Origin of the sequence: Streptomyces sp. NBC_00335 (assembly GCF_036127095.1) — a bacterium.
Lineage (GTDB): Bacteria > Actinomycetota > Actinomycetes > Streptomycetales > Streptomycetaceae > Streptomyces.
Genome location: NZ_CP108006.1, coordinates 8,523,206 through 8,548,830 on the forward strand (window position 1 = coordinate 8,523,206; position 25,625 = coordinate 8,548,830).

The window sequence follows — 25,625 nt, forward strand, 5'->3', positions numbered from 1 at the left end:
GCACGGTCAACCGTCCTGCCCTCCCCGGCGTGTAAGCCTCCGGAGGGGAGCCCGGGAAACCCGGGAAACCCGGGGAACCCGAGGGAGACAGGGGGCGGGCATGGCCGGGACGAGGAATCCGGTGGGGCTGTGGGGGTGGGTGACCCTGGGGCGCGTACTGGTCGCCGTGGGGGCGCCGGTGGCGGCCGCCGGGGTGGCGTTCGGCGTCGGGTGGGCGGGAGCGGGCGGCTGGCTGGGCGGCGGACTGGTGGTGCTCGGCGGGATCGTCGTGCCCCTGGCGGGGCTCGCCTACCATGCTGCCCGGGCCGGGCAGCGCGGCGCACTACTCATCGCCTGGAGCGCGTTGCCGGCGGCCGTCGGAGGGTTCCTCGCTCTGAACTCCGTGGACCACGTGGCGCTGCGAGAACGGGGAGTGGAGGTCACCTGCGTGGTCGAGGCCGTGACTTCCCGCGTCGAGAGGTACTCCACCTTCAACGTCGAGACCGGCCAGACCGTCCACCAGACCACCAAGTACGACCACCGGCTCGGCTGCCCGCCCGGTGGTCCCTCCGCCCTGACCAGGGACGAGGAACTGGCTAAGGCCGGCGCCCAGTTGCGCTTGGTCTACGACCCGCGGGGCGAGGTGCAGCCGGAGAAGCCCGGGGACGTCCACGGCGAGGGCATGCGGCACGCCGTCTTCGCCGCGCTGCTGCTCGCGATGGCCATGGGACTGTGCGGAGCCCTCGCGGAGGCCCTCATGGTGTACCCGCTGCCAGAGGACCGGTGAACGACTGAAGGCGGCACCCCCGCAGGAGAGCCGCCAAGGGAACGGAAGCGCATGAATCCCAGCGACCAGAACGGCTCCGCTTCCGCTCGCGCTGCCGACAAGGCGCCCCGCTACGGCAACCGGCGCGCCCTCTGATCAGTCGCACGTTCTGATCCTGCACCGGTCATGCACCCGGCGCACGAGAGGCTTCAGTGGGGCGCGTTCCTCGAACTCGGCAACACTCCAGAGCCGGCCCAGCACCTGTCCGCCGGCCACAGCAAGAGGTCCGTCGCCCGCCGGCTCGGCACGGGATCCGGTACGGTCCTCCGCTGTGCCGAAGCCGCGGAGCCGGAGCTGTTGCTCACCGGCCAGCGGCAAAGCCGTCCGACCAAGCTCGACGCCCTGGAACTCCGGAGTCGTCGAAGGCCATGCCCATCGGATCAAGATGCTGAAGCGCCAGATGTTCGGCCGCGCAGGCTTCGAGCTTCTCCGCCAGCGCGTCCTGCTTCACACGTGACACCCGTGTCCCACACTGACTCGTCAACGCAATAGCCTCAGCTTGTGACCCACAGCAGCAGCCAGAACGAGCAGCCTCACCCCGTCGCCCTCCCTCCCTTTCAAACACTGCTGGACCATACGAACTGGGCGTCGCTCGCGACAGCCTGCGGGACGGGCGAGGCTCTGCCGGCAGCATTGACGCTTCTCATCAACGCCGACCCGGTCATCAGGGAGTCCGCTCTCCACGATGCGCTCGGGCCCGTGACTCACCAGAACAGCATGTACGAGGCCACTATCCCGGTGGCGCTCTATGCCGCGGCGATCCTCAACCATCCGGCCATCACGGCGGGCGACGACAACCCCGACGTCGAAACACAGAACCACCCGACTCTCCTGCGCCTCCTCGACTGGCTCGGCGACACCGCCTACGACGCCAACGACGAGTGCGTCGCCACCGGTGAACGCGTCTTCGACGAGAGCTTCCTCGACGAGAGTGAGGAGATGCGTGCGTTCCGGAAGGCGCGCCCAGCGATCTTCTCCGCAGTTCACCCCCTTCTCGGTCATGACGACGAAGCCGTCCGTCACACCGCCCTGGTCACTGCCATTCCCCTCATCGAGCATCCCCTCCTCACCCCACACCAGGCCGATCTGGCCGACCACGCCCGACGCCTACTGGCCGTCAGCACCGACCGACACCACCGCGACCGCGTCCTGGACGCGCTGAAGGCCTGGGGCCACGACACCAGCGAATCGGAGAACGAGTCCGACATCGCGGCCCGCGAGCACTACGCCCACCTCAGAGCCGCCCGCGCTTCTTGGGACGGCAACTGGACAGGCGGCTACAGCGACGACCCGCCGTTCTGACTCAGGGCCCGTGCCCCCTCAGCCCCCATGGATCACCCTGCGTGGCCGCACCACAAGCAGTGGACCAGAGCCGTTTGTCGCACTGACCTGCGCTGCGCCCCTCCACCGGCCGGACCCACGATTCCACCTGTAGACGGCTGTTCCGACAGCCGGGAAGCCGCCCCCGGACCGGCCCGACCCGGCGCAAGCCGGTCGTAGGGCAGGGCGCTTACGTCACCAGGTGCAGCGATGTTCCAGCGATGCCCAGCCGTACGCTCTGGCCCCAGGTCAGCTCCAGCGCGTCGCTCTCCATCCCGTCGCCGAATACCACGATCCGGTCCGACTCCACGGTCAGCTGCAACCCCTGACCCCGCCCCAGCTCCCCGGCGACCCTCGTCGTACCGGTCGCGGGCGAGGGCCAGGCCTCCCGCACGAACCACAGGAGCCGCTGCTCGCAGGGTGCGGGCAGCCCTGCGGAGCTGCCGCGCTCCAGCCACAGGGAACGCAGCCAGCCGGTGGCGCCCGTGCCTGTGCCCACCAGCACCCCGGAGGACGCCTGGGCCTCGCCCGGGCCGTTGTCGCCGTCGGAACCCAGGCGGTAGCGGGCTGTCTGGTGACCGTACGAGCCCAGGTAGATCTCGTTCAGCGCGAGAAGGCGCTGGGTGTCGTCCGCGACGGCCTCGACCATGGTCAGCTCCTCCGCCCGGCCTCCGGCAGCGATTGCGGCACGCAGCAGCGCAGCCGTGTCGGCGCAGCGGTGACGGACCAGGACTCCCGGGTTTCGCCCGGGGTCGGTGTCGATGCCCACTACCGGCTGTCCGCGCAGGTACTTCGCGGTATTGGCGACCAGGCCGTCCTGGCCGACCACGACCACCACGTCCTCCGGGGCGAACAGGAAGCGGTCCAGGTCCGCCCGCTCCACCCGGGAGCTGCGCCAGGTGAGCGGCACCGCCGCCGCCACCTCCCGCAGCGCCTGCCGCGTGCGTTCGTGGCGGCGGGCCACCTCGTCGATCGACCGGCCCCGGCTGGAGAGGAAGAACGCGGCCTGCCCGTGCGTCCCGTGCCGGGCGAGCAGTTCCTCGTACTCGGTTCTGCGGTGCACGAGCACCGCCCTTGGGGCCAGGCTCACGCGCCCGCGCCGCTTTCCGGGCGTCCGAGCTTGGCGAGGAGCCCGGTGAGGACGTCAGGAGAGAGGGTGATGCTCTCGATCCGCGGCAGGTTCTCCGCCAGCCGGGTCACCGCCAGGGCGTGCAGCGTGCCCGGGCCGGCTTCGTCGTGCACCCGCAGCCAGGCTGCCTGAACCTCGGCGTTCGCCGCGCCCGTCTCGCGCGCCGCCTCGGCGTCAGCGAGGGCCAGGCGGACCTTGCGGGCCGCCTCGGTCTCGGTCCGGATGCCGTCCGCCGCCGCCTTCTCCTCGGCCTCGCGGCGGGCGTTGGTGCCGCGCTGGTCGATCAGTTGCTCCTCGCGCCTGGCCAGTTCGATCTGACTGGCCAGCTCGTTCTCGGCGATGGCAAGCTCACGCTCGACGGCGACGGCCCGCCGTTCATAGGTGGCCCGGTCCGCCTCCTGCTGGATCTGCTCGCGGGCCGGGGTGCGCAGGGCGCGTTCCACCTCGGCCTCGGGGCGGATCGCCACGACCCGAACGGCCACCACATCGATGCCGGTGGCCGGGAGTCTGGGCTCGGCGGCGAGACCGGCGGTGACGCTTCCCCGCACGGAGGCGACGCCGTCCACCAGAGCGACGGCCAGCGGAGTCCGGGCCAGTACGTCGAGCGTGTGCTGCTGCGCGGTTTCGGTGAGGAGAGTGGCGATCTGCTCCAAGGGGGCTCCGCGCCAGCTCCCGGTGTCCGGGTCGACGGAGAAGTCGAGCCGGGCCGCGGCTTCGGCCGGGTCGCTGATCCGGTAGGTGACGGTGGCCTGCACGGCGACGTCCTGAAAGTCGGACGTACGGGCGTGGAACGCCATGGCCAGCTCCCGGTCGTCGACCGGGACTTCGGACAGCGCCGCTGAGAGTGACCGGTACCAGAAACTGAGCCCCAGCCCGTCGTGGACGAGTCGGCCGCGCTTGTGGTGGCGGATGTGAGTGGTGGGCGCGGAGCGCAGATGACGCCAACCAAAGCGTCGGGTGATGTCGGCCATGGGGAACCCCCTTCATTTCGTCAATGCGACGATAACGAGATGTGTTCATATCGTCAAGAGGACGAAAAGGGGCGCTGAGGCCGTGACCGCCCGGTTCACTCTCGGCTGGAGCTCCGGCAGCATCGAGGGCCCCGTCAGCCGCATCATGAAGATCAAGCGGCAGCTCTACGGCCGGGCCGGATTCGCACCACTCCGACGGACATAATGCGAGCTGTGGACATGAGGCCGGAGTTGTTGCCCCCGCCAGTGAGCCGGCAGCGGCTGGACGAGCTGTGCGCCGAGGTTGAGCGGATCGCTGAGCTGCTGGTCGCCCGCCCAGAAGCGGTGGGCGAGGCGATCGCGGCCTTCAACGCGATGACAGGTCACGACTACGTGGCTCTCGACTTCGCCGAGTACGACGCGAGCAGGAGCCTGGAGGAGTTCGCGAGGGAGGCGGCCCGGCCGGCTCGCCCTGTGGTTGCGGACATCACCCGGGACGAGCTCGTTGAGATCGTTCGCAGACTCCTCATGGCTGCCCCGGAGAGCGACTACTACCTGCGGCTCCTGGCGGCGAACGTGGCGCATCCCCAGGTGAGTGACCTGGTCTTCCACCCCTCGGATAGCCTCCAGAACGCCTCTGCGGAGCAGATTGTCGATGAGGCTCTGAAGTACCGGCCGATCGCGCTCTGAGCTGTCGGGTAAGTCAACTGGCCGTGGCTTGTTGTTCGGCGCGGGCGTAGCTGCTCGCGAGGTGGCAGGAGCCGGAGCCACATGGACATCGAACGCCACCGTCACACTCCGCGAGGACTTCCCGAGACTCCTCCAGGACCTGTGTCAGAACCCGCAATCATCGACCTAGCCGGTCCGGCAGGAGCCGGGCCTTTTCGTGCACCAGCCCCGATGCGCGGAAGGCGTGGACCGAATCTGAGGCCCCCGGAGCGCTCAAATGGCGGTCAGGATGGCACGCAGCCGCTCGTCCTCGCGGATGATGCTGTTCGCGAGGCCCGATACGACGATGCGCTGGTCCTGCTCGGCGAGTTCGGCCACGCGCAGGCGCTGGTGGGTGCTCAGGGCGGTGGCACCGAGGGCTTGGAGGGCCTCGCAGGCGCCGGAGATGTCCGCTCCGGTTTCGGCGGAGTGGAGAGCTGCCTCGGCGAGTTGGCCGAGGTCGACGACATCGGGGTCGGCGATGGCGAGCAGTGCGAGGACGCCGGCTGGGGCCTTCTCGGGGTCGGCGAGCAGTTGTTCCAGTCTGGGGATCAGGGGCCGGGCGGCCGCTCCGAGCAGGGTGGCTGCGCGGAGGGCGTGGACGACGGTCCACCGGTACCAGAGGTGGTTGCCGGTGGTGCGGTCGAGGACGGAGGCCAGGATCGTGACGGCTTCCTCGGCGTTGCCGGCGATCTGCCACAGGGCGGTGGCGATCGCGATGTCGCGGTCCAGCTGCGGGGTGGTCGGCTCGACGTCTTGGCTGACTGCGGCCCGCAGGGCGGGGAGCAGTCCAGCGGCCGTCACGCCCAGAGCAGCGGCGGCCTGGGCAGCCTCACCGACCTCGCGCGGGCAGGCGGCGAGTGCCTGGGCGACGGCATCGAGTACGACGTCGGTCTCGCCGGTGAGGTCGTGGTGGGCCCGAGCCACCATCAGCGACCCGGCGGCGGCACGCAGCGAGGCGCCGGCCTGCTCGCGCTCGGCCTGCGGGGCGGCGGCTGCCACCGCGGTGATGGCGGTGGACGCGTACGGGAAGCGGGGCAGCACTGCGTACAGCTCGGGCAAGGCGGCAGCGGCCTGCGGCCCCCACTGGCGCAGGAGCTGGACCAGGTCGGCGGTCTCGTTGTTGCCGAGCCCGTCTGCGGCCAGGTGTGCGCGGACGGCGGCGAGCAGGTCCCGGTCGAAGGGGAAGGCGGGGGCCTGGAAGTCTCCTGCGGCGTCGAGCGCGCGGGGGCGCCGGTCGAGCTCCCGGGCCAGCAGCGGCGCGGCCTGTTGGGGCGCGACCCGAACGAGCGCGGCCAATGCCTGGTCGGCAGTCTCGTCGTCGGCTTGGGCGGCGAGTACGGCGAGAGCGTCCGCGGCCTCGGCGGCGGCCGGGCCGAGCTTGCCGAGCAGGGTTGACGCCGGGTACTCGGCCGCGAGAGGGCTCAGGGCCGGGACGAGTCGCCGGGGAGCGCTACGGGAGAGGTGGCAGGCATGGTCAGCCGCGGCGAGCGCCTCGGTCCGCACCTCGGGGCGGCCGTCGCGCAAGGCGGCATCCAGCAGGGCGAAGGCGGCCTCGTGGTCTGCTTCGATCTTGCGGCCCAGCAGGCTGTCAACGATCGTGTGCAGCGGCTCTCGGTGGTGCATGCTGTATCGGTCGACAGCGAATTCGCGGGCGGGTAGAAGGCCGAGCGTGGCATCGTGATGGGCGTCGGTCCACGGCTCCCCGGCGGCCAGAGCGACGAGGAGCGCGGCCAGGCGTACCGGCGCGGGCGTGTCTGCATCGAGCAGCGCCAGGGTCTCGACGGCGGCGCCGGAGCTGTCGACCCGTCCGAGGGCGATGAGCAGTTCGGCCCGGACACCGGGATCGGCCTCGGCCGTCCACCGGCTTCGCAGGGCGACGGGGGCAGCCTCGGTATCTCCGGTGTGGCCGAGGGTCCAAGCGGTGAGTAGCCGGACGTTCACGTCTTCATGTGCCAGCAGGGGTATCAACAGCGGGATTTGAGCCGCAACGGCGGCCCGGACGGCACCCGGCGCGATCTCCCACTCGTCATCGCTCTCGGCCAACCCGCCGAGCAAGCAGAGAACTTCGGCTGTCCCGGGCGGGGCAGCAGCAACAATCCGGGCGAGGTACGGGACGGCGTCCACGCTGGCGGGATACACCGTGCCCTGGTGGAGGATGCACGAGTACAGCTCCGAGATCGCCTCTCCGGCGTCCCCGGCGTCCCCGTCGCCCTCGGCGAGGGCGCGCAGCAGGTCAGGCAGGTCCTCGGCGGGGCCGTAGGCGTGCGAGACGGAGGCCCAGGGGTGGGCGTCGAGTCCGGTGAGGGCGTCAGCGAGATCCATGGGCGTGATCTTCGCAGCTGGGTCCGACAGGACTGTGAGGGGCCTGCCGCGACCTGCGTGAGCCCGGCTGCCTCGTCCCTACCGTCTGCGCTCGCACCATTCCCACTCCGACAACCTCCGCTGAGGAGTGACCGGACGTGCTGGTTGAACTCCGGGAATGCCCCATCTGCTGGACGAAATTCCAGGTCGACTCCAATGCAGCCGCCCAGCCCACCCAGTGCTGTGACCGGGAAGGTTTGCCGGGGCGCGGCGTCCGATGCGGTGCATGGCAAGGCGGAGGGCCGGGGCTCGTACTGGACGTACCTGCCCGGTCCGACAACGCGGCGAGGTGCCGTGCCGGGCGTCGCGCCCCGGTGAGCCTTTCCGGCCACAGCACTAGGCTCTGTCCGGCGGATCATGAGGCCATAGGGTCTGACCGTGATTAACCTCCAGGTCCGAGGCGAGAACGGCACGATCGAGGCCCGCGCGAAGCACGGTGTGGTTTGGGGTCCTGAGCTGGCTGGTCTTGATCAGTCAGTGTTTCCAATGCTGGGACACCTGCTGCCGTACGCGGACACCGTTTTCAACCACCGGCAGGTGTCCACCCTGTTGGAAGAGGTACCGCGGCTGCCTGCAGGCGTGCTAACTGATGAGTTCGTGCGCGAGTTGATCGAGCTGGGGCAGGTAGTCCTCGACGGGCAGGGCCTGTACCTGTGGTTCCTCGGGGACTGAGACTGCAGGCCGGGTCAGCCCCGGAGCCATAGCCGGACAGCCGCGGTGGTGACGGTGCCGTGGAAGACGTAGGCCCTCTTGTCATAGCGGGTGGCGACGGCCCGGGAGTTCTTGAGCCGGTTGATCGTCCGCTCGACCTCGTTACGGCGTTTGTAGATCTCGCTGTCGAAGCCGGTGGGCCGGCCGCCCCCACTGCCGCGGCGTTTGCGGTTGGCCCCCTGGTCCTTCGGTTCGGGGATGGTGTGCTTGATCTGGCGTCTTCGCAGGTAGCGCCGGTTCCGACGTGAGCTGTATGCCTTGTCGCCGCCCAAGTGGTCCGGCCGGGTGCGGGGGCGACCGCCCTGGGAGCAGGGAACGCGGATCCGTTCGAGGACCTCGATCATCTGCGGCGCGTCGCCCCACTGGCCGGGCGTGACCAGGAAGGCCAAAGGTTTGCAGCCGCCTTCACCCGCGAGGTGAATCTTGCAGGTCAGGCCGCCCCGAGACCGTCCGAGTCCTTCGTCAGGGCGGTGGTGCCGAGGCGTCGTCCTTTTTTCGGGACACGTGGCTTCTTCTTGCGAGCGCCAGCCGCGTGCTGATGGGCACGGCAGGACGTCGAGTCGACGCTGACCATGCTCCAGTCGATCCGGCCCGCGAGGTCGGCGTCGGCTTGGACGGCACACAGGATCCGGTCCCACGTGCCGTCCGCCGACCAACGCCGGTGCCGTTCATAGACGGTCTTCCAGCTGCCAAAACGCTCGGGAAGGTCCCGCCACGGTATGCCCGTCCGGACCCGGAACAAGATCCCGTTGATCACTCTGCGGTGGCCGTTCCACCGTCCCCCACGCAGCCCCGACGCCGGCAAGTGCGGCTCCAGCCGGACCCACTCGGCATTCGTCAGATCACCCCGCCCCATGCCAGACCCAACGAGCCAACAGTCACATGATCCGCCGGACAGAACCTAGCGCACGCCCCGCCGGAAGGCAGAGGAAGGCCGGCGCAGGGCCCTACCCGTCCGTCGACCTGCGCCGCTCGGCAGGGGTCCGCGGTTGCGCCAAGCCACGCACTCTTCCAACTGCGTCAGGCTCTTACGTCACCACCATGTCCCGGTGCTGTAAGGGAACTGGGCTCGTGACACCCGCCCGGCCAGTCGGCCACTAGCGTACGGCCATTGGGCCCAGCGGCTCAGCCGACCACCACACCACGCTCCGGGAGACTCCGCCATGCTCGTCCTTGGTTCCCGCGCCCTCCTCTCCACGATTGCCCTCGCAGCGACGCTGGCACTGACCGCCTGCGACCCCGCAGGCGAGGCCGAAAGCCCTCCCGCCGCACCCGCACCCGCCGCCTCCACCCCCGTCTCCGCGCCCGCAAGGTCCGGCGTCTCCACCTCGCCCACCGGTTCGGGCAAGCACACGCTGGCCGAGGCCGCCACCGCCGGCGGGCTCAGCAAGGCGACCGGTGCCGGCGCAGTCTCCGACGTCCCGGTCGACCCGGGCGAGATGCGCGACGGCATGAACCTGGTGGTCGCCAACTACAACCGTGCCGGGCAGACCTCCGGCCGCCCCATCCTCTTCGTTGGCGTCGACGGCGTTCCAGAGGACCCGAACAAGCGTCGCGAGCACCTTTGGCGCGGCCTGATCGACTACGCCCTGCAGAACGGCTCGACCGGCACCCCCACCACCGCCAAGCCGTACCAGCCCGGCCCCTTCGGCGGATCCCTCGAGTGCCTGAGCCTGCCCGAGGCCACCAACGCCACCGACGTCATCTGCGGCTGGGCCGACACCACCACCGCCGCCGTCGCGCTCTTCCCCCGCACCACCCCGGCCGACGCGGCCCGCCTCTTCGCCGCCATGCGCGCCGACTTGGAACACTGACCGCCCGTCAAACGCCCCCCGTGGCTGGGGCCACGCGCTGGTGCCCCAGGCGGTCCGCGCTCGTACGGTGTCACCAATACGGTGCTCCCCCCACGAGGCTTGGGCCGCTCTGGCCTCGTAGTCCGCGCCGAGTAGCCGACTCGGCTCGGAGGGCGGCCACGGCGAAGCACGTACCTACAAGAACGGCTGCTCGGCACCTCGCCCTGGGCCGGCCCCGATCCCGCTGCCCACACCCCTGGCCGACCACCCCGCTCCCCAGGGCGGGGCCGCGAACACCACGGCCGGCTGGCTGTTCCCCGGCCACCTGCCCGGCGCCCACATCCCTGCCGCCGCCCTCAGCCGACGCCTGGCCGCCCATCACATCCCCAACCGGCGCGCCTGGTTCACAGCCCTGGTGGCCCCCGCGTGCGGCCTCCGGTCCGCGGTCCCCGGCCCGATACTCGGCCTCCACCTGATCACGGCCGTCCAGTGGCGCCGCCGAGCCGCCACCGACTGGCCTGCCTACTTCCAAGCACGCCAGCGCGCCCTTACCAACGGCCTCCACAGCCCGTGCACTGATCCGGTCGTCAGGGAAGCCCGCCCGGGCCGCGCCAGCTTTGCTCCCTCCCCCCCCGTCGGACCGGGGTGGCTGGGGAGCGATTCGCGTCCGGCCGCAGATACAGGCTGACATCCGCGGCCAGGCCCAGCGGCCCATCGGTGGCCCTCGGCAGTGGCAGGCAACCAGTGTTCTGCGAAGGCGGTCGATGTCGATCCGGCCTCGATGGAGCCCGGCATAGAGGGTCACCAGCTGGATCATGCGACCGCAAGACGCCCTGCCACCCGCACTCGAACGGCGCCTGCTGGACGCTCGGATCGCTTGCCCGGACATCGCCCGCTCGCGCGACCTCGCCCGTGCCTTCGCCGAGCTCCTCCGCCGAGTTCCTCCGCCACCGGCGCGGATGCCTACTGACCGAGTGGATCCGCCAAGCCGAGTTGGATAGTTGGACGCCCCGAAGCCGGCAAGCGGCTTCGCAGGCCTTCTCCGACAGGACCTCACCCCCGCCACCGCCGGCCTCCCCCTCCACCGGAGCTTCGGCATCGTCGAAGGCCACGTCAGCAGAGTCAAACGCTCAAGAGGGCAATGTCCGGACGGGCCTCTTTCGGTCTCCTGCGGACCCGAATCCTCATCACGCCGTAGTCTTCCAGCATGCGCTACCTGGCAGAACCATTCATCCTCGGCGCCCTTGAGCGGGGCCGTTCTGTCGAACAGTTCCTCGGACCGTCTGGAAGCCCCGAGCGCCCGGGGATCCACTGGGTCGAGCTAAAGCCAGTACGCGGGACCTACGAGGTCTACCTGCACGCCGCACTCGACTGCGAACCCCTGACCAGTGACCTGGATTCGCTGCCACCGCTGTTCGACAGCGACGAGGAGGACTTCGGTCTCCTCCTGGCAACCGCGAACGGTCCCCTCGCCGTCCTGCAAGCTGCCGAGACCCAAACGGGAGCAGTGCGCACTCGCTGGGTAAACCAGTCCATGGCAGGCGACGACTACCGCGACTACGTAGTCGCGAGCCGCCCAACCAATGCTTCTGACGGCCAGCCGTGGCCGACGTCGTATACGTCCTGACCTGCTATTTCACGGAACTCCGGCCAGAGCCGTTTCCAAGAATCGCCACCACTGCTAGTAGATGCCTGGTTCTCCCCGCATGGCCGTTGGGGCGCGTTGTCAGCGCGGGGTGCGCAGGCCGCCCAGGATGAGGTCGGCGACATGGTGGGCGTGTGAGCGGACCGCCGCGGCGGAGTCCGGCGGGTGGCCGAGGCGGGCGCTGAGTGCGGGGTTGGCCCAGGGGGCGGTGCCGCCTGCGGTGATCATGAAGTAGACCGTGGGCAGGGGAACGCCCTTGAGGGTGCCGTCTTCGACGAGTTGCGCGTACAGGGGCGCGAAGCGGTTGATGGTGGGCTCAATGTGCCGGGTCCAGAGGTGAGTGACGCGCTCGGAGTCGTGGGTGGTCTCGGAGTTGACCAGGCGGAGCAGGTCCGGCTGGTGTGCCGCGGCTTCCACGAAGGTGACGATCATGCCGTGCAGCCGGTCGAACGCAGAGCTTGCCGGGTCCTCCACCCGGTCCAGTGCCCGGGTCAGGCGTGCGCAGGCATCGTCGACGGCGGCTTTCCACAAGGCCTCTTTCGAGCCGTACCGCTTGGTGAGCATGTTGTGGCTGACGTTGAGGTCGGCGTTGAGGGAGCGGAGCGAGACGCCCTCGAATCCGTGGCGGGAGAAGGCCGTGAGCGCGGCGCGGAGGATTTCCGCCTCGGGGACCAGGCGCCGTGTCTTGTGGGCGACGTCGGATGGGGCGTGCGTCATACGGTCAGGCTATCCGGCGCGCTGGTGTCCTGGAGACGCCGACGTTGCCTTCCCGCGGGTGTGCCCAGCCGTGCCCCTGATGGTGCGGTCGGTCCAGGAGGCCGGGAGGCCGGGAGGCCGGGAGGCCGGGAGGCCGGGAGTGCGGCGGGCGCGCTACCGCGCGAACACGGGAGCAGAGGGAAACCGACCTGGCCCCTCGGCCATGAACCTTCCCCCCTCGTCGGGGCCATGGCTCGGCCGGTCGGAGTGCCGTGCCGGGGTGATTACGGAGCGGATCGATGTTCGTCGAGAGAGCGGATGTAGGCACGGGCGACGGCGATGTTCTGCGCGACAAGGGCGGCTTTGCGCGCGGGTCTGGTCTGCCAGCGGAATCCAAGGCCGACGGCGGGATGGAGGGCGGCCAGAGTCGGCTGGAGCAGGCGAGCAGGCGCCCGACCAGGGGGGTCCGCATGAAAGCGGGTGACCAACGCCCGCAAGAGGGGACGGCCCACCGCGGCGGGAAACCCCAACTGCGCGCGCAGGGTCTCGGCGACGGCTTCGATGGTGTGCCGGGCAAGGCCGTCGGCCTCGGGGGCAGTCGGCGACTGGTGGGGCGCTGCGAGTTGGCGGTGGACCTCGGCGGCGGCGGCCGGACCCGTCAGGTGCTCGACGAGGTGGGGTTCAATGCCCAGCAGGTGCGCAATGTGCTGCCAGTAGCGGTACAGCGCTCCCAGTTCCGGCTCGGTCCAGGTGTAGCCGAGCATCGCCTCGGCACGGAACGAGGTGTGGGTGAAGGCCAGCCATGTACGAAGCAGATCCGCCTGGTTGATGGGTAGACCGTGCGCCGCCGCGTCGTAGCCGCGTCCCAGGGCCGCCAGACGAGCGCGGGCATGGACGAGGCGCACGTGGGCCGTGGCGATGTAGCCGGCCCGCCCCGGGTGCAGCGCACCTGGGAGCAGTGCGGAGTTGACCCACAGCCCCGTCGCATCCAGGCGCGCGGCGGCCGTGTCCACGAGAGATCCGGTGGCGGTCAGGGCCGCCGCGATCGAGGGAGTCCGGTAGACCTCGACTAAGGAGCCGGCCGACAGCGCGACGGCGTGTACCCACCCCGGGTGGGTGAACCACACCTGCGCCCCGGATTCGAGGATGTCCGGGTCGAGGTGCGCGGGCGGATGCTCGAGGTCGTGGAGGAATGCGGCCAAGGCCGGTTTGGGATGGGCCAGGGCCTGCGAGCCATGGGCAAGCCCGCGGTGCAGATCGTGGCGATCCTGCTTCCCGCGGCTGCGCATCTCCTCCACGAGCTCATCCGCCAGGCGATCCGCCACGTCGCGGGCACGGCTGGCCCAGAGCGGGATCTGACCGTCCCGGTCACGGCTTTCGGGCATGACTGCACCACCCTCTCGAAGAGTTGACAACTGTCAACTTGGCGAGTCTGGGGCACCCTTACCCCGAGAGACAAGAGGCCGTACAGTCCCCGCGGCACATCAGACGACCCCTCGACCGACGAGGCGCAGCTCCCTCCCCGCCGGGGGTTCACACGCGTCCCTCAGCCGTACGTCGACTTGCCCCCCGGAGATGCCCCACATCACTGCGAGCGCCCCAGCGCCGGGTGATGCTGGACTTCTTCCCCGAGGCCCGGGTGATGGGTGAGGCGCCGGCGTAGGCCTTCAGGCCACGGGCGTCGGCGAACCGGGTGCGATCGTCTCCGATCTCGGCCAGCACACGGGCACCGAGCTGGGTGCCGAGGCCGGGAAAGCTGAGGATGATCTCCGCGTCAGGATGCTGCGGGAAGACCTCCTCCACCGCCTGGGCGAGTTCGTCCGCGGGCGATGCTCCCGACCTGGTGCCTGATCCGCGCCGACGGCACGATGTTCGTCGGCGCCTTTGATGCCGGCTGGGAGGGGCGCGAGTCCGCCACCCACAAAGTGGTGGCCACCGCGCACGGCCCGCTGTTGAGGGGGTACCGGCGGATGTTCGAAGCGATGGTGACGAGCGCACGGCGCACCGTCTACCCGGAAGGCGGAAGTACAGGGTGATCGAAGCGGAGCTGAAAGCCCGGGTCCCGGACCGCGAAGCCCTGGTGGAGCTACTCGACAAGCTCACCGAGGGACGCCCGGAGGTCTACCGGGACACCTACTACGACACAGCAGAACGGGCCCTCGAAGCCCGGGACGCCGAACTCCGGGTACGCACAGTGGAGAGCGCGGACGGCACGGCGCGCACGGTCCTGACCTACAAGAGCGCCGCCGTCGACACCGCCTCCGGCTCGAAGCCGGAATACGAGACCGCGGTGAGCGATCCGGATGCGGTGCGCGCCGTGGTGCGCGCGGGCTGGGCTACGAGCCGGTCATCGCATTTTCGAAGCACTGCACGAACTACACCGTGACCATCCGGGGCCGGGAGCTGCTCGCCACGGTGGTCCAGGTCCCGGAGATCGACGGCACGTTCGTGGAAGTCGAGACCATGACCGACCCCGACGGGCTGACCCACGCACTCGCGGACGTCCGTGCCTTCCTGGCCGGCCTCGACGTCGGTGAAGGGGACCTGACCCGCGAGCTGTACACGGACGCGGTACGGGCCCGTCGGGGGTAGCGCTCAGCCGGCCCGACCAGGGCCCCGCCGACCTGGCGTACGTCCCGCAGGGCTCGTCCCCGGCCGGAGCGCAGGGTCAGCCGCGACGACGCTTGACCATCACCGTGACGCCGAGGCCAAGGCCCACGGCGACGGCGGCGCCGAGTGTCGGCCACTGCCAGGAGATGCCCGTAGGCGCGTCCGCGGCTTCCGCCCGGGGTGGCACCGAGGCTGTCGGATCGGCGCCGGGAGCGGGGGGCTGCGCGGCGGCCGGGGCGGCCAGGGGGTCGACGTCGGGCGCCCCCGGGTCTCCCTCGTGGTCGAGCAGCACCTTGCGGGGGCGGGCGGTTCCGTAGCCGAGCCAGTCGCTGCGCTTGGAGCCGTCGATGGGGCCCCCGGCAGTCTGGATGAGGACACGGGCCACCTGGTTCGCCGTCCAGTCGGGGTGGGCCGACCAGACGAGCGCGGCGGAGGCGGAGACCAGACTGGTCGCGTACGAGGTACCGCCGTCGCCCACGCACCAGCCCTTGTTCTCGGTGCAGCGGATTTGGACCTTGCCACCGATGGAGGTCAGGTCCGTGTCCGGCCCGTGGGAGCTGAACGGCATGGCCTTACCGTCCTCGCCGACGGCTCCCACGCCGATCACTCCCGGCAGTCCGGCGATCGCGTTGGTCCAGTTCTTGCGCTCGCCCTCGTTGCCCATGGCGGCGAACACGAGCGCGCCCTTGCTCTGGGCGTACTCGACGGCGGGCTTGACCTTGTCCATCGGCCAGTCCGGAGTCCAGCCGATGGACAAGTTGATGATCTTGGCGCCGTTGTCGGCCGCGTACCGGATCCCTCTGGCGGCTTCGGATGCCACGGCGAAGGCCATGGGTGTACCGATGCTGGTGCGGATGGGCAGTACCTTGGCGCCGGGGGCGAGGCCCCGCGGGCTGCCCGCTGAGCCGTCGCCGACGATCGCCGCGGTCATGCTGGTTCCGTGCCCGACGAAGTCCTCGTGCGGGGGGTAGGTGACGTCCGGGCGCTCGAAGGGCGGTTCCATGAACGAAATGCCTTGGAGGACTCGCCCCTTCAGTCCTGGCAGGTCCGTGACACCACTGTCGATGACGGCGACCGTGATGCCGCTGCCGTCCGCGACCTTCCACATCTCCTGGGCCTTCATCTTCGTGAGGTAGCCCCGCGGGTCGGTGTCGGCGGCCGCCGGCACCGCGGTGCCGGCGCTGACCGTCAGCACCGCGGCGACGACGCCCGCCGCCCGCCGCCACGACCCGTGTCGACGTGTGGTGTCCTGCATTTTCGCGCCTCTCTGTGCCCAAGTGTCCATGCGTCCATGCGCTGGGCAGGGATGTGAAGTGCCCGCACGGCACCGGCTCGGTCCGTACCGGATCAAGGTGTGCCCGGCTCAGCTGCCGGAGGCGCGGAACGCGATGGCCCCGTACAGGGGGGCGGCCCCCGTTTCGACCATGACGAGATTGCCGTTGCGGTAGTCGACGACGAGTCCCGAGACGGGAAGAGCGCTGTCCGGCGCGGTGACCGTGCCGATCTTGGCAGGGGTCCCGTCCTTGGCCGCGTACGACTGGATGTTCATGTCGCTGACGCTCTTTCCGCCCAGGACGTAGACGGCGTCCTTGTCCGTGCCCAGGAACCGGGGTGTGGTCGCCGTACCGACCGGCTTGCTCCACATCTGCGTGCCGGTGGCCAGGTCGTAGGCGACGACGGAGGCGGGGACGGTCAGGCTCGTTGTCTCTCCGGCGATCACGTACGCGGTGGTCGCGTCGGCGTCGAAGGCGATGTCGAAGCGTGTTGCCCAGTTCGCCCGTTCCACGGGGTGCAGCAACACGGGACCCGCGGTGGTGGCGAGCGGGATACGACGGGCGATGGAGCCGTCGCGGCCGAAGGTGACGAGCTCCGGCGGCGGGGGATTGCCGGCGAGGCCGTCGGGCAGGACCAGTGCCGCCGGAGCGCCGTTGCCGACCAGCCGCACCCGCCCACCCTCCGGAGGGGTCATCGGCACGGCGGTCGCGTCCACCTGGCGGCCCTTGGCCGCGTCGAGGGTGCTCACCGACCAGGTCCAGTCGGCCTTGCCCAAGGTCTCCAGCCCCATCATCACTGTGATGCGGTCGCCTCGCGCGGTCATGTCGGTGTTCCGGACGTGGAGGCGCGCCCTGGGGCTGGCCCAGGTCCACGCCACCTTCTTGTCCGGACGCAGGGCGACCACGGTGGTCGGTGTCATCACGGCCAGGACGTCACCGTCCACGAAGGCGAGCGTGGCGCCGTCGTCGGTGACGGGCTTCCCGTCCACCGGGACTCCGGCCACCTGCGTGGTCCAGCGGACGGCGCCGTCCTTGCGGGTGTCGATCAGCGACACCCGGTCGCAACTGGCGGTGGCGGCCAGGGGGTCGCCCTTGACCCATCCAATGGCTCCGAGCCCGCTCCTGCTGAGGCCTTCGGTCATCGCGCACGGACGCATGTCCGGCTCGGGCGGGGTGACGGTGCCGAGCCGCTCGCCGGTCTTCGAGTCGTAGATCTCCACGCCGGTGCGGCGGCCGATGTAGTAGGCCGTGTCCGTGTTCCAGTTGCCGAGCAGTTTGACGAGGAGGGAGTCGCCCTTGACCGGAGGCGTCTTCCAGGCCTGGGCCATGCGGGCGGGCGCGTACGGTCCCGCGGGGCCTTTGCCGGTCGCGGAGTCCTTCCCGCCCGCGATCCCTCCGCAGCCGGCGATTCCGGCGACCCCGGCGACGAGGAGCGCCAGAGAGGCGGCGCCGGCCCGCGTCCACCGTCCGACACTCCGGCGTGGGAGGGCCGGGGCCGCTCCGGTGGGCTCTGATGCCTGGTGTGGGGAGCAGGTCGGTGTGTGCGCGGGCACGGGTGACGCCTTTCGTGCTGGTGTCCGAGTGATCGCCCGACCGAAGGCGGGCGATCACTCGGGGGCTTCTCGTGGTCCTGGTCAGCTGCTCTTGTCAGGGTTTGCTTTTCGACAGTTTGCTGATTGTACGAGGGGCGCGGAACTTGTCGCGCTTGCGGCCCAGTTCCGCGCGATCGCCACCGGGCCAGGCTCAGTCGAAGCGCACCGGCAGGTACTTGACCCCGTTGATGAAGTCCGACCGCAGCTGGCGGACCTCGCCCGTCAGGCCGAAGTCCGGGTGGCGGCGGAGCAGGCGCTCCGACGCCGTTGTGCTGTTCGACTGGCTGATGAGCACCGATCTGAACGCCGTGCCGATCACGCATCCGGCACAGAATTGGGCGCTCGTGGACCTGGTGGGAGCCTTCGCGGAACTCGCGCGTACGCACCGGGCCGTCCCGCCGCCGAGGTCCTGCCGTTGCTGATACGTGCCGCGGACCGGGCGTTGCTGGGGTTCTCGCGCGCGGACCCGGTGGGAGCATGCGCCCGCCGCGTTCCCCGCGGACGCCACCGCACCGTGGTGAGGGTGCCGCCGGGAACGGTTAGGGTGCGTCGGGAACGTGATCGCGCACCCGTGGGGGATGGAATGACAGTGCACCGGCCCGGACTGCCGCAGGATCTGCCCGCGCCGGAGGTCCTGTGGGCCCGGTGGAGCGCGGTCGCCGTGCTGGAGGCGACGACCGAGGCGGAGCAGAAGCCGCCGGTCCACCGCACGGGCTGCTGGATCGACGACCGTGGGCTGCACCTCGACGACTGCGGCTGCACCTGGTGGACGTTGAAGCCGCTGGGCGGGGACCGGTTCGTGCTCTTCGGTGAGGACGAGTCCAGCGGGGTCAAGTGGCACGAGCCGCCGGTCGACATGCTTGCCGGGGCTCCGGACTGGCTCCCCTACGACGAGCTCCGTGAGCTGATCGCGGGAAACGAGCTGGGGTGCGTGTACTGGTCCGAGAACGGGTCCTGGGCACGGGCTCCGTACCCGGCGGACCTCGATGACGACGGTCTCGACTGCGGGTTGAGCCGTTTCGTCAACGAGGACGAGCTGCTGCGGGAGCTCGACGGCGGGGCGGTCCTCGGGGAGGCCCGCGCGGAGCTGGTGCGCCGCGCCGAGCGGTACGAGCTGACGCCGGAGCTGCTGGAGACCCTCGTCCGCGGTTCGGGCGGCGAGCCCGCTGATCTGCCGGCCATGCTGCGCGCCCTGCGGCGCTCGGGCCTGTCCCACGGGAGCCCGCAGCCGGCCGCGTGACGTCGGGGGGCTTCCTCGGCGAAGGGGAGAAGGGACGGCTGGCCACGGCAGCCGCCCGCGCCGGCCTTCCCGAACCCGCCCTGGCCGCCGCCGTCGCCTCTCCCGCTGCGCACGGATGCCGGGAAGCCGGGGCACCCGCCGTCGTGTGCTGTGTGGTCACCGCCTTCTATTGGCGGTACCCGCTCAGGAAGCGGCCGATCCGGCTGATTGCCGCGTCCAGGTCGTCGGCGTAGGGCAGGGTCAGGATGCGGAAGTGGTCGGGGCGGGGCCAGTTGAAGCCCGTGCCCTGGACCACCTGGATCTTTTCCCGCAGCAGCAGGTCCAGCACGAACCGCTCGTCGTCGTGGATCGGGTGCACCTTGGGGTCGATGCGCGGGAACGCGTACAGCGCGCCCTTCGGCTTCACGCAGGACACACCGGGGATCTCGTTCAGCTTCTCCCAGGCGCGGTCGCGCTGTTCGAGGAGGCGGCCGCCCGGGGCGGTCAGCTCCTTGATGGACTGGCGTCCGCCGAGCGCGGCCTGGATGGCGTACTGGGCCGGGGCGTTGGGGCACAGCCGCATGGAGGCGAGCATGGTCAGCCCCTCCAGGTAGCTGCGCGCGTGCTGCCGGGGGCCGCTCACCACGAGCCAGCCGGACCGGAATCCCGCCACCCGGTACGTCTTCGAGAGTCCGCAGAAGGTGAGGACGACCAGGTCGGGGGCGAGGACGGCGGCGTGGTGGTGGACCTCGTCGTCGTACAGGATCTGGTCGTAGATCTCGTCGGCGAAGACCATCAGACCGTGGCGACGGGCTAGTTCGAGAATGCCTTCCAGGATCTCCCGGGGGTAGACGGCGCCCGTGGGGTTGTTCGGGTTGATGATGACCACGGCCTTGGTGCGGTCCGTGATCTTGGACGCCATGTCGTCGAGGTCCGGGTACCAGTCGGCGGACTCGTCGCAGATGTAGTGCACGGCCTTGCCACCCGCGAGGGTGGTCACGGCGGTCCAGAGCGGGAAGTCGGGGGCGGGGATGAGGACCTCGTCCCCGTCCTCCAGCAGTGCCTGGACGGCCATGGAGACCAGCTCGGAGACGCCGTTGCCGAGGAAGACGTCGTCCACCGTCACATCGGTCAGGCCGACGGCCTGGTAGCGCTGGACGACGGCCCGGCGGGCGGAGAGCACCCCGCGCGCGTCGGTGTACCCGTGGGCCTGGGGGAGCATCCGGATCATGTCCTGGACGATCTCCTCCGGCGCCTCGAAGCCGAAGGCGGCCGGGTTGCCGGTGTTGAGGCGCAGCACGCTGTGGCCCGCCTCCTCCAGCGCGTTGGCGTGCTCGATCACCGGCCCCCGGATCTCGTAGCAGACCTCGCTGAGCTTGCTCGACTGCCTGAACTCCATGCCGTGCCCTCCCTGTTCTTGCTGTTCCCGCTGTTCCCGCACTCCGGACTACCTGCTTGGTTTTACCAAGTAGAAGCTTGGAAAGTCCAACATCCTGTCTAGACTCGCTGCATGTCACCTCGTCAGCCACGCCGTCGAAGCTACGACCAGTACTGCGCCTCGGCCCGCGCCCTGGACGCGGTAGGGGACCGCTGGACCCTGCTGATCGTCCGGGAGCTGCTGGCCGGCCCCCGCCGGTACACCGACCTCCACGCCGACCTGCCCGGCGTCTCCACCGACGTACTGGCCGGCCGGCTCAAGGACATGGAGGCGCAGGGCCTGGCGACCCGCCGCAAGCTGCCCCCGCCGGCCCCCGCGACCGTGTACGAGCTGACCGCGCGCGGCGCCGGACTGCTGCCCGTGCTCACGGCGCTCGCCGAATGGGGCGCCCCCGACCTCGCCGAACGCCGCCCCACCGACGCGCTGCGCGCGCACTGGTACGCCCTGCCCCTGCTCCGCCGCCTCCCGGCGACCGGGGGCCCGGCCGTGGTCGACGTGGTCCTCGACGAGGGCGTCTTCCACGTCCGCCTCGGCCCGACCCGGGGGGACGGGCCCGCTTACGGGGACGGACCCGCCGACGCGGCGGACGCCCGCCTCGTCCTCGACGCCGACACCTGCCGGGAGCTCGGCGAGGGCACGCTCGGCCTGGCGCAGGCCTTCAGGGCGGGCCGCTTGGAGGTACACGGCGAGGGGCCGGTGGCCGCCGCACTGCGAGGGGACTGACCCGGCGCGGCTCAGCGTACGTCTGGCCAGTTGATCGACGGGCTTCTGGAGCGTGGCCGTCCTGGCGGCCGCGGCCGTCACGGCACCAACATCCGGGCCCCGGGAAGTACGGGCCATTCCCCACCTGAACCACGGCACAGGGAGCGACTGAGGCGGGGGTCGGCCTACTGGGGACCCGGCTCTCCGTCCAGCGTCGTGAGTCCGTCCAGCCAGCGTGCCCGGCGTTCCGCAGCGGTTTGGTCCCACCATGGGGTGCCGCGTTCACCGAGTGCGACCTTGGCCGTGTGTACGCGGCGGCGGGCTTCGCGTTCCGCCACTTCGTCGTGCGCCCGCAGGGCGGCGCCGACGGCACGCCGGGCCGCCATCAGGTGTTTGCGCAGGCGCTCGGCGGTATCGGTGGGGAGGTCCGGGTCGGTGGCCCGCCAGCGCCTGCCGTGGATGACGACGTAGCGTCCGTCCGGGGTGTGCTCCGGCGGAGAGTCTCGGGACATGCGATCGGATCCTGACGATGGAGGGCGGAGAGGCATCCCCATCCTCGACGGGGGGAGCCGCGGAGCGGCAGGAGGCAGGCGTCGAGTGGGCACGGCCGGCAGCGCGGCAAGCAGCTGGTCCTGGTTGCTCCTGCCCGGTCCGGCGAAAGGGGGAAGCCGGCGAGCTGCCCGTATCGCTCAGCTTCTCCGCGGGGCGAGGAGGGCCCCTTGCGGGAGCCGTCCGGTGAGGCGGTCTGCCGGGACTTCTTCGCCCGTCCGTTCCACCGTGAGCAGGTGCAGCCAGGCGTCCTTCGTAGCGACCAGGGTCTTGTCGGTCGTGCGGCGGATGGTGCCGGGGGGTTGGAGAGGAGGCTGTGGCTCGGAGCTGTGGAGGGGTTCGACCTTGAGGACGGTGAGCCGTTCGCCGTCCGGGGTGTGGGTGTATGCGCCCGGGTGGCGATAGGCGGCGCGTACGGTCCGGCTGACCGACTCGGCGCCGGCGGCGAAGTCGATGCGGTGGTCGTCGTCTGTGGGACGGCCGAAGTACGTGCGCCGGGTCTCGTCCTGGGGCGTGCGCGTGAAGGAGCGTGCGGCGAGCTGGGGGAGCAGGGTGTGGAGCATTTCGATGTTGGCCTTCTCCTGTGCGGCCCGCAGTTCCGATGTGGTTTCCCGGCCGGAGAGCGCCATGGCCCGCTGGGCCAGGAGGGGACCGGAGTCGATTCCGGTGGTCATCTCGATGGCGGAGACGGCGCCGTCGCGTTCGCCGTGGCGCACCATCCAGTAGAACGGCGCCAGTCCCGCGTACCTGGGGAGCGGGCTGGGATGGAAGTTGACGCAGGTGACCCGGGGGACGGCGAGGAGCTCCTCTTTGAAGATCTGCTGGTAGTTGCAGACCACGAAGTAGTCCGCGGCCAGTGATTCCAGTGCCAGGAGCACCGCGGGGGCGTTGACGTGCTCCGGCCGGAGCACGGGTACGCCCAGCCGGCGCGCGTGGTCGGCGAGGTCGACGGGGTCGGGTTCGCCGAGGAAGTAGGAGCACAGCCGGCCGGGCGGCGAGGTGACCAGGCCCACGAGTTCGCTCTCGGGGGAGGTGGTCAGCGGCTCCAGGAAGGGGGCGCCCAGTTTCGAGTTGATTTCCGAGAAGAAGACGATCCGTACGGGCACGCTCATCGGCGTCGGTCTCTTTCGTCCGTCGTGCGCAGACCGGTCAGGCGTAACGGCCGGGTGCGATGGCTGAGTTCGGATCGATCCACTGCTTGAGCCGGCGGACGAGAGCAAGGCCGGCCGGGTCCGGGCTGAGGCGGTCGAGCCAGCCGGCATGGTCGACGTCCAGGCGGTACGGGACGAAGCCCTCGGCGTGGAACAGTTCGTGGGCACGGTCCAGTACCCGGTGGGCCTGGCGTGCCGCTTCCTCGCTGCGGGAGAAGCGGATGGTGACGACGAAGTCGACGAGGTCGGGGGAGAGCCCGTTGACGGTGCAGCCGGGCCGCACACCGCTCTCGTCCTGGATGCGTTCGAGCAGGCCGTACGCGCGGGAGACGCCGTCGCCGTGGAAGGGCACCATGGGCATGAAGAACAGCCAGCCCTCCCCGTGTTTGTCGACGCGGTCGGCGGGCTGGCCCAAGGTGGCTTGGAGCATGGCGTCGTTGTGACCCGGATCGCCCGCGTGCGTGTGCTCCAGCATGGCGACGACGGCGTCGTCGGTATCTGACTGACCGGCGTACGAGAACAGCCCGCACTCCGCCGCTTCCTTGAGGAGTACCTCCGCGAGGGCGGTGGCCGACCGGTGGGTGCCGGTCACGCACAGATGTGCCAGGAATTCCCCCGCCCGGCCGCCGTAGAACTGTGCGGAGACCATGTCATAGACCTTCACCACACCGCTCACCAGGCCCTGTGCCATCCAGCGGCGCAGCATGTCCACGGCCGGTGAGAGCCGGTCGCGGGTGAAGCCGAGGCGCAGCATCCGTTGGGCCTCGGGGCGGGACGGCAGCCGGACGGCGGCCGCTGTGACCACGCCCAGGTCGGACTGGGTGAACAGGTGCAGGAGGCTCGGGCCGAGTCCGTAGGGGTAGACGGCCGCTGGTGGCCGGCCGGGGACCGGCCACCAGCCCGTCCGCACCAGCTCTCCGTCCGGCAGGACGACTTCGAGCCCCGCGAGATCCTCGGTCCGTTGGCGGCGCACGCCCACTCCGCGGTCGAGGATGTTCCCGACGACGCTGGTGTGGGCGGACGCGGCCGTCACGTTGAGCATGCGGTCGCTGCCGGCGAGGAGTGCCGCCAGCGCGCCCTGGGTGACCCCGGGTTCGACCACCGCCCAGCCGTGTACGAGGTCCAGGTCCCGCACACGGTCGAGGCCGCCCAGGTCAAGAGCCACGGCGTGGTCGCGGGCGGGTTCCCGGGAGCCAAGTCCCCAGTTGCGGCCGGTGCTGTACGCGTGCAGGCCGCTGCTCAGGTCCGGGTCGTCGAAGACGCGGAGCACCGCCCGGACCTGTTCCGCCGTGGTCGGGCGCACCACCGCGTGCACGGTCCGCGGCCTGAACATGCTCACGTTCCAGGCCTGCGGGGTGGCGTCCACGCTCCCGTCCGGCCCGATGATCTTCCGTACGGCTTCCAGAGCCCGGGCCAGACCGGGGTCGCAGCACGCGTCCGGTCCTCTCCGCGCCTGGGTCTTCGCGGGCGCGGTCACGACGCGCCGGCCAGGAAGCCGCTCATGCTGACGCGCCCCGCGTAGACGCCCATGAACCGCTGGGCCCGCTCGGGTTGGTGCTGGGCCACCCGCAGGACGTCGAGCAGCGGCTGTGGCACCTCCCAGGCAGCGAACGCCGCGTTGGTCTCGAACGCGTCGGTGGTGCGCCGGTCGCGCTCGGCGGCGTAGGCGGACACCGCCCGGTCCAGCGCCCGGGAGTCCTCGCCCAGCTCCCGCGACACCAGGTCCGCGAGCAGTTCAGCCTGCGCGAAGGCGTCACCGATGCCGTGCGCGCTCGCGGGGTCCCTCGTATGCCCGGCATCACCGACCAGGCCCCAGCCCGGGCCCGCCGAATCACGGTAGAAGTTCGCCAGGTCTCCCGCGCCCACGATCCGCCCGTGCTGCTCACCGGAGGTGAGCGCCGCGTCGATCTCGGGCGCGAGCTCGGCCACCGTCGCACGGAAATGGCGGTCGAGGTCCTGCTTGACCTCCTCGAAGCGGGAGCGGGACCAGCCGACGACCACACAGTGCTGCCCGTGGTGGGTCGGGAAGGCCACCGCCGCCTGGCCGTCGCGGACGAAGACCTGCGATCCCTTGTCCGCCAGCCCGCTCCAGTACCCGTAGAACAGGCAGCTGATGACCCCGAGGTCGCGGTAGGTCCGCGCACCGACGGCACGGGCGAACGGCGAATGCTTGCCGTCGGCGCCGATCACCAGCCGCGCCCGCGCCGTGGACGTCCGCCCGCCGGAGGTGAAGGTCACCCCGGCGATCCGCCCCTCGTGCTCCACAGGGCTCTGGAAGGAGCATCCGGGCCGGAACTCCGCTCCCGCCGCTCCCGCGGCCTCCACGAGAAGCGAGTCCAAGACGGTCCGGCGTGGAGCGACGCAGGAGGTCACACGGCCGGCCGGCAGCGGGGCGGAGCGCACCACCACGTCGTCCGCCAGATGGAAGGACATCTCCTGGATCGGGGGGCATCCGGTGGACATCAGGGGCTCCAGCAGCCCCCAGTCGTCGAGATGAGCGGCGCCCGCCGGGTGCAGGAAATGCGTCGAGACGGTGTCACTGGGGAAGGCGGCTCGGTCCAGCAGCAGCACACGGGCGCCTGACCGGGCGAGGAGCATGGCCGTGGAAGAGCCGGCACAGCGGGCTCCGATGAGGATGACGTCGTACACGAGCTGGGCCTTTGCAGCTGGAGAGACTGTGCCGATTGTTCTGGAATGAAACCGGTTGCGAGCTGTCGGCCGCAATCACCCGTTCAGGGGTGAGGGGAGTGAAATGAAGCGCCGCGGGCCCATCGTCGGCACAGGGCGGATCGACGGGACCTACAGCCCGATGGTGGCGCGCCGGAGCGGTGCGAACACCACGTAAGGCCCTGATGCGCCCCTTTCATCGAGCAGTTGCTCGATGGGGCAGGCCTGCGGCGTGCCCACCCCGAGCCGCGGCGATCCGACGCCGTATCCGCACGGGCACTTGCGGGGAGTCCAGCGTGGCG

At 70.6% G+C, this 25,625-nt stretch carries 26 protein-coding genes and 1 pseudogene; 11 read left to right on the top strand and 16 right to left on the bottom strand.

Translation table 11 applies throughout. The features are described from left to right. Positions 1 to 100 precede the first annotated feature (100 nt). Complete coding sequence (locus OHA37_RS38550) at positions 101 to 766, top strand: hypothetical protein (RefSeq protein WP_266913861.1); 666 nt, start codon at positions 101 to 103, stop codon at positions 764 to 766. 340 nt (positions 767 to 1,106) lie between these two features. Here the strand turns inward: OHA37_RS38550 and OHA37_RS38555 are convergent, their stop codons facing one another. Then, positions 1,107 to 1,256 (bottom strand): hypothetical protein, encoded by a 150-nt coding sequence (locus OHA37_RS38555; protein ID WP_266914180.1) that lies wholly within the window; start codon positions 1,254 to 1,256, stop codon positions 1,107 to 1,109. A gap of 50 nt (positions 1,257 to 1,306) precedes the next feature. Here OHA37_RS38555 and OHA37_RS38560 point away from each other — a divergent pair, with 50 nt between their 5' ends. Beyond that, the gene (locus OHA37_RS38560; RefSeq protein WP_266913863.1) at positions 1,307 to 2,107 is read left to right on the top strand and encodes a hypothetical protein; all 801 of its coding nucleotides are present in this window, start codon (positions 1,307 to 1,309) and stop codon (positions 2,105 to 2,107) included. A gap of 208 nt (positions 2,108 to 2,315) precedes the next feature. Here OHA37_RS38560 and OHA37_RS38565 read toward each other — a convergent pair whose 3' ends face one another. Then, on the bottom strand, positions 2,316 to 3,215 hold the full coding sequence (locus OHA37_RS38565; protein WP_266913864.1) for a hypothetical protein: 900 nt from the start codon (positions 3,213 to 3,215) through the stop codon (positions 2,316 to 2,318). Then, on the bottom strand, positions 3,212 to 4,225 hold the full coding sequence (locus OHA37_RS38570) for an SPFH domain-containing protein (protein WP_266913865.1): 1,014 nt from the start codon (positions 4,223 to 4,225) through the stop codon (positions 3,212 to 3,214). The genes OHA37_RS38565 and OHA37_RS38570 overlap by 4 nt, the downstream gene beginning before the upstream one ends. Before the next feature lie 219 nt (positions 4,226 to 4,444). On the opposite strand from OHA37_RS38570, the gene OHA37_RS38575 reads away from it, so the two are divergent. Further along, positions 4,445 to 4,894, top strand: a complete 450-nt coding sequence (locus tag OHA37_RS38575) for a hypothetical protein (protein ID WP_266914168.1) — start codon at positions 4,445 to 4,447, stop codon at positions 4,892 to 4,894. A 252-nt stretch (positions 4,895 to 5,146) separates the two neighbouring features. On the opposite strand, the gene OHA37_RS38580 is transcribed toward OHA37_RS38575, so the two are convergent. Further along, the gene (locus OHA37_RS38580) at positions 5,147 to 7,237 is read right to left on the bottom strand and encodes a HEAT repeat domain-containing protein (RefSeq protein ID WP_266913867.1); all 2,091 of its coding nucleotides are present in this window, start codon (positions 7,235 to 7,237) and stop codon (positions 5,147 to 5,149) included. Between the two features lie 417 nt (positions 7,238 to 7,654). On the opposite strand from OHA37_RS38580, the gene OHA37_RS38585 reads away from it, so the two are divergent. Then, positions 7,655 to 7,948 carry a hypothetical protein gene (locus tag OHA37_RS38585; protein WP_266913869.1) on the top strand — a complete coding sequence of 98 codons (294 nt, stop codon included), beginning with the start codon at positions 7,655 to 7,657 and terminating at the stop codon, positions 7,946 to 7,948. A gap of 14 nt (positions 7,949 to 7,962) precedes the next feature. On the opposite strand, the gene OHA37_RS38590 is transcribed toward OHA37_RS38585, so the two are convergent. Beyond that, a protein-coding gene (locus OHA37_RS38590; protein WP_266913871.1) for an IS5 family transposase occupies positions 7,963 to 8,843 on the bottom strand; the annotation gives its coding sequence in 2 pieces (ribosomal slippage) (positions 7,963 to 8,483 and positions 8,483 to 8,843; 882 coding nt in all). A 307-nt stretch (positions 8,844 to 9,150) separates the two neighbouring features. Here OHA37_RS38590 and OHA37_RS38595 point away from each other — a divergent pair. Both OHA37_RS38595 and OHA37_RS38600 read left to right on the top strand, forming a co-directional pair. After that, complete coding sequence (locus tag OHA37_RS38595) at positions 9,151 to 9,801, top strand: hypothetical protein (protein ID WP_266913873.1); 651 nt, start codon at positions 9,151 to 9,153, stop codon at positions 9,799 to 9,801. 1,186 nt (positions 9,802 to 10,987) lie between these two features. Continuing rightward, positions 10,988 to 11,407: a hypothetical protein gene (locus OHA37_RS38600; RefSeq protein ID WP_266913875.1), complete on the top strand. Its 420-nt coding sequence runs from the start codon at positions 10,988 to 10,990 to the stop codon at positions 11,405 to 11,407. Positions 11,408 to 11,506: 99 nt separating this feature from the next. On the opposite strand, the gene OHA37_RS38605 is transcribed toward OHA37_RS38600, so the two are convergent. From OHA37_RS38605 to OHA37_RS38615, 3 genes and pseudogenes are all read right to left on the bottom strand, one after another. Beyond that, the gene (locus OHA37_RS38605) at positions 11,507 to 12,142 is read right to left on the bottom strand and encodes a TetR/AcrR family transcriptional regulator (protein ID WP_266913877.1); all 636 of its coding nucleotides are present in this window, start codon (positions 12,140 to 12,142) and stop codon (positions 11,507 to 11,509) included. A gap of 263 nt (positions 12,143 to 12,405) precedes the next feature. Continuing rightward, entirely contained in the window at positions 12,406 to 13,506 is a 1,101-nt protein-coding gene (locus tag OHA37_RS38610) for an oxygenase MpaB family protein (RefSeq protein WP_266913879.1), read from the bottom strand. 214 nt (positions 13,507 to 13,720) lie between these two features. Continuing rightward, a pseudogene (locus OHA37_RS38615) lies at positions 13,721 to 13,945 on the bottom strand (transposase); the annotation flags it as partial. A gap of 5 nt (positions 13,946 to 13,950) precedes the next feature. On the opposite strand from OHA37_RS38615, the gene OHA37_RS38620 reads away from it, so the two are divergent. From OHA37_RS38620 to OHA37_RS38630, 3 genes are read left to right on the top strand one after another with little or no spacing between them, the layout of a single operon-like run. Continuing rightward, a complete protein-coding gene (locus OHA37_RS38620) occupies positions 13,951 to 14,157 on the top strand; it encodes a hypothetical protein (protein ID WP_266914182.1) in 207 nt (68 codons plus the stop codon). Next, positions 14,154 to 14,507 (top strand): CYTH domain-containing protein, encoded by a 354-nt coding sequence (locus OHA37_RS38625; protein ID WP_323182420.1) that lies wholly within the window; start codon positions 14,154 to 14,156, stop codon positions 14,505 to 14,507. The genes OHA37_RS38620 and OHA37_RS38625 overlap by 4 nt, the downstream gene beginning before the upstream one ends. Next, positions 14,504 to 14,713: a hypothetical protein gene (locus OHA37_RS38630; RefSeq protein ID WP_323182421.1), complete on the top strand. Its 210-nt coding sequence runs from the start codon at positions 14,504 to 14,506 to the stop codon at positions 14,711 to 14,713. Before OHA37_RS38625 ends, OHA37_RS38630 begins: the two co-directional genes overlap by 4 nt. Positions 14,714 to 14,789: 76 nt before the next feature. Here OHA37_RS38630 and OHA37_RS38635 read toward each other — a convergent pair whose 3' ends face one another. The 3 genes from OHA37_RS38635 to OHA37_RS38645 form a co-directional block, all read right to left on the bottom strand. Continuing rightward, positions 14,790 to 15,986, bottom strand: coding sequence for a S8 family serine peptidase (locus OHA37_RS38635; RefSeq protein WP_266913881.1), 1,197 nt, complete (start codon positions 15,984 to 15,986; stop codon positions 14,790 to 14,792). A gap of 108 nt (positions 15,987 to 16,094) precedes the next feature. Beyond that, positions 16,095 to 17,333, bottom strand: coding sequence for a PQQ-binding-like beta-propeller repeat protein (locus OHA37_RS38640; RefSeq protein WP_266913883.1), 1,239 nt, complete (start codon positions 17,331 to 17,333; stop codon positions 16,095 to 16,097). Between the two features lie 415 nt (positions 17,334 to 17,748). Further along, positions 17,749 to 17,916, bottom strand: a complete 168-nt coding sequence (locus OHA37_RS38645) for a hypothetical protein (protein WP_266913885.1) — start codon at positions 17,914 to 17,916, stop codon at positions 17,749 to 17,751. 264 nt (positions 17,917 to 18,180) lie between these two features. Here OHA37_RS38645 and OHA37_RS38650 point away from each other — a divergent pair, with 264 nt between their 5' ends. Next, the gene (locus tag OHA37_RS38650) at positions 18,181 to 18,837 is read left to right on the top strand and encodes a hypothetical protein (protein ID WP_266913887.1); all 657 of its coding nucleotides are present in this window, start codon (positions 18,181 to 18,183) and stop codon (positions 18,835 to 18,837) included. Between the two features lie 166 nt (positions 18,838 to 19,003). On the opposite strand, the gene OHA37_RS38655 is transcribed toward OHA37_RS38650, so the two are convergent. Then, positions 19,004 to 20,215, bottom strand: coding sequence for a pyridoxal phosphate-dependent aminotransferase (locus tag OHA37_RS38655; RefSeq protein WP_266913889.1), 1,212 nt, complete (start codon positions 20,213 to 20,215; stop codon positions 19,004 to 19,006). 111 nt (positions 20,216 to 20,326) lie between these two features. Between OHA37_RS38655 and OHA37_RS38660 the strand changes: the two genes are divergently transcribed. After that, positions 20,327 to 20,977 carry a winged helix-turn-helix transcriptional regulator gene (locus tag OHA37_RS38660; protein ID WP_266913891.1) on the top strand — a complete coding sequence of 217 codons (651 nt, stop codon included), beginning with the start codon at positions 20,327 to 20,329 and terminating at the stop codon, positions 20,975 to 20,977. A gap of 164 nt (positions 20,978 to 21,141) precedes the next feature. On the opposite strand, the gene OHA37_RS38665 is transcribed toward OHA37_RS38660, so the two are convergent. The 4 genes from OHA37_RS38665 to OHA37_RS38680 form a co-directional block, all read right to left on the bottom strand. Continuing rightward, a complete protein-coding gene (locus OHA37_RS38665; RefSeq protein ID WP_266913893.1) occupies positions 21,142 to 21,468 on the bottom strand; it encodes a hypothetical protein in 327 nt (108 codons plus the stop codon). A gap of 177 nt (positions 21,469 to 21,645) precedes the next feature. Next, positions 21,646 to 22,617: a methionyl-tRNA formyltransferase gene (locus tag OHA37_RS38670; protein ID WP_266913895.1), complete on the bottom strand. Its 972-nt coding sequence runs from the start codon at positions 22,615 to 22,617 to the stop codon at positions 21,646 to 21,648. Positions 22,618 to 22,654: 37 nt separating this feature from the next. Further along, positions 22,655 to 24,133 carry an FAD-binding oxidoreductase gene (locus OHA37_RS38675; RefSeq protein WP_266913897.1) on the bottom strand — a complete coding sequence of 493 codons (1,479 nt, stop codon included), beginning with the start codon at positions 24,131 to 24,133 and terminating at the stop codon, positions 22,655 to 22,657. Continuing rightward, entirely contained in the window at positions 24,130 to 25,305 is a 1,176-nt protein-coding gene (locus OHA37_RS38680) for an FAD-dependent oxidoreductase (RefSeq protein WP_266913899.1), read from the bottom strand. Before OHA37_RS38680 ends, OHA37_RS38675 begins: the two co-directional genes overlap by 4 nt. Between the last annotated feature and the right edge of the window lie 320 nt (positions 25,306 to 25,625).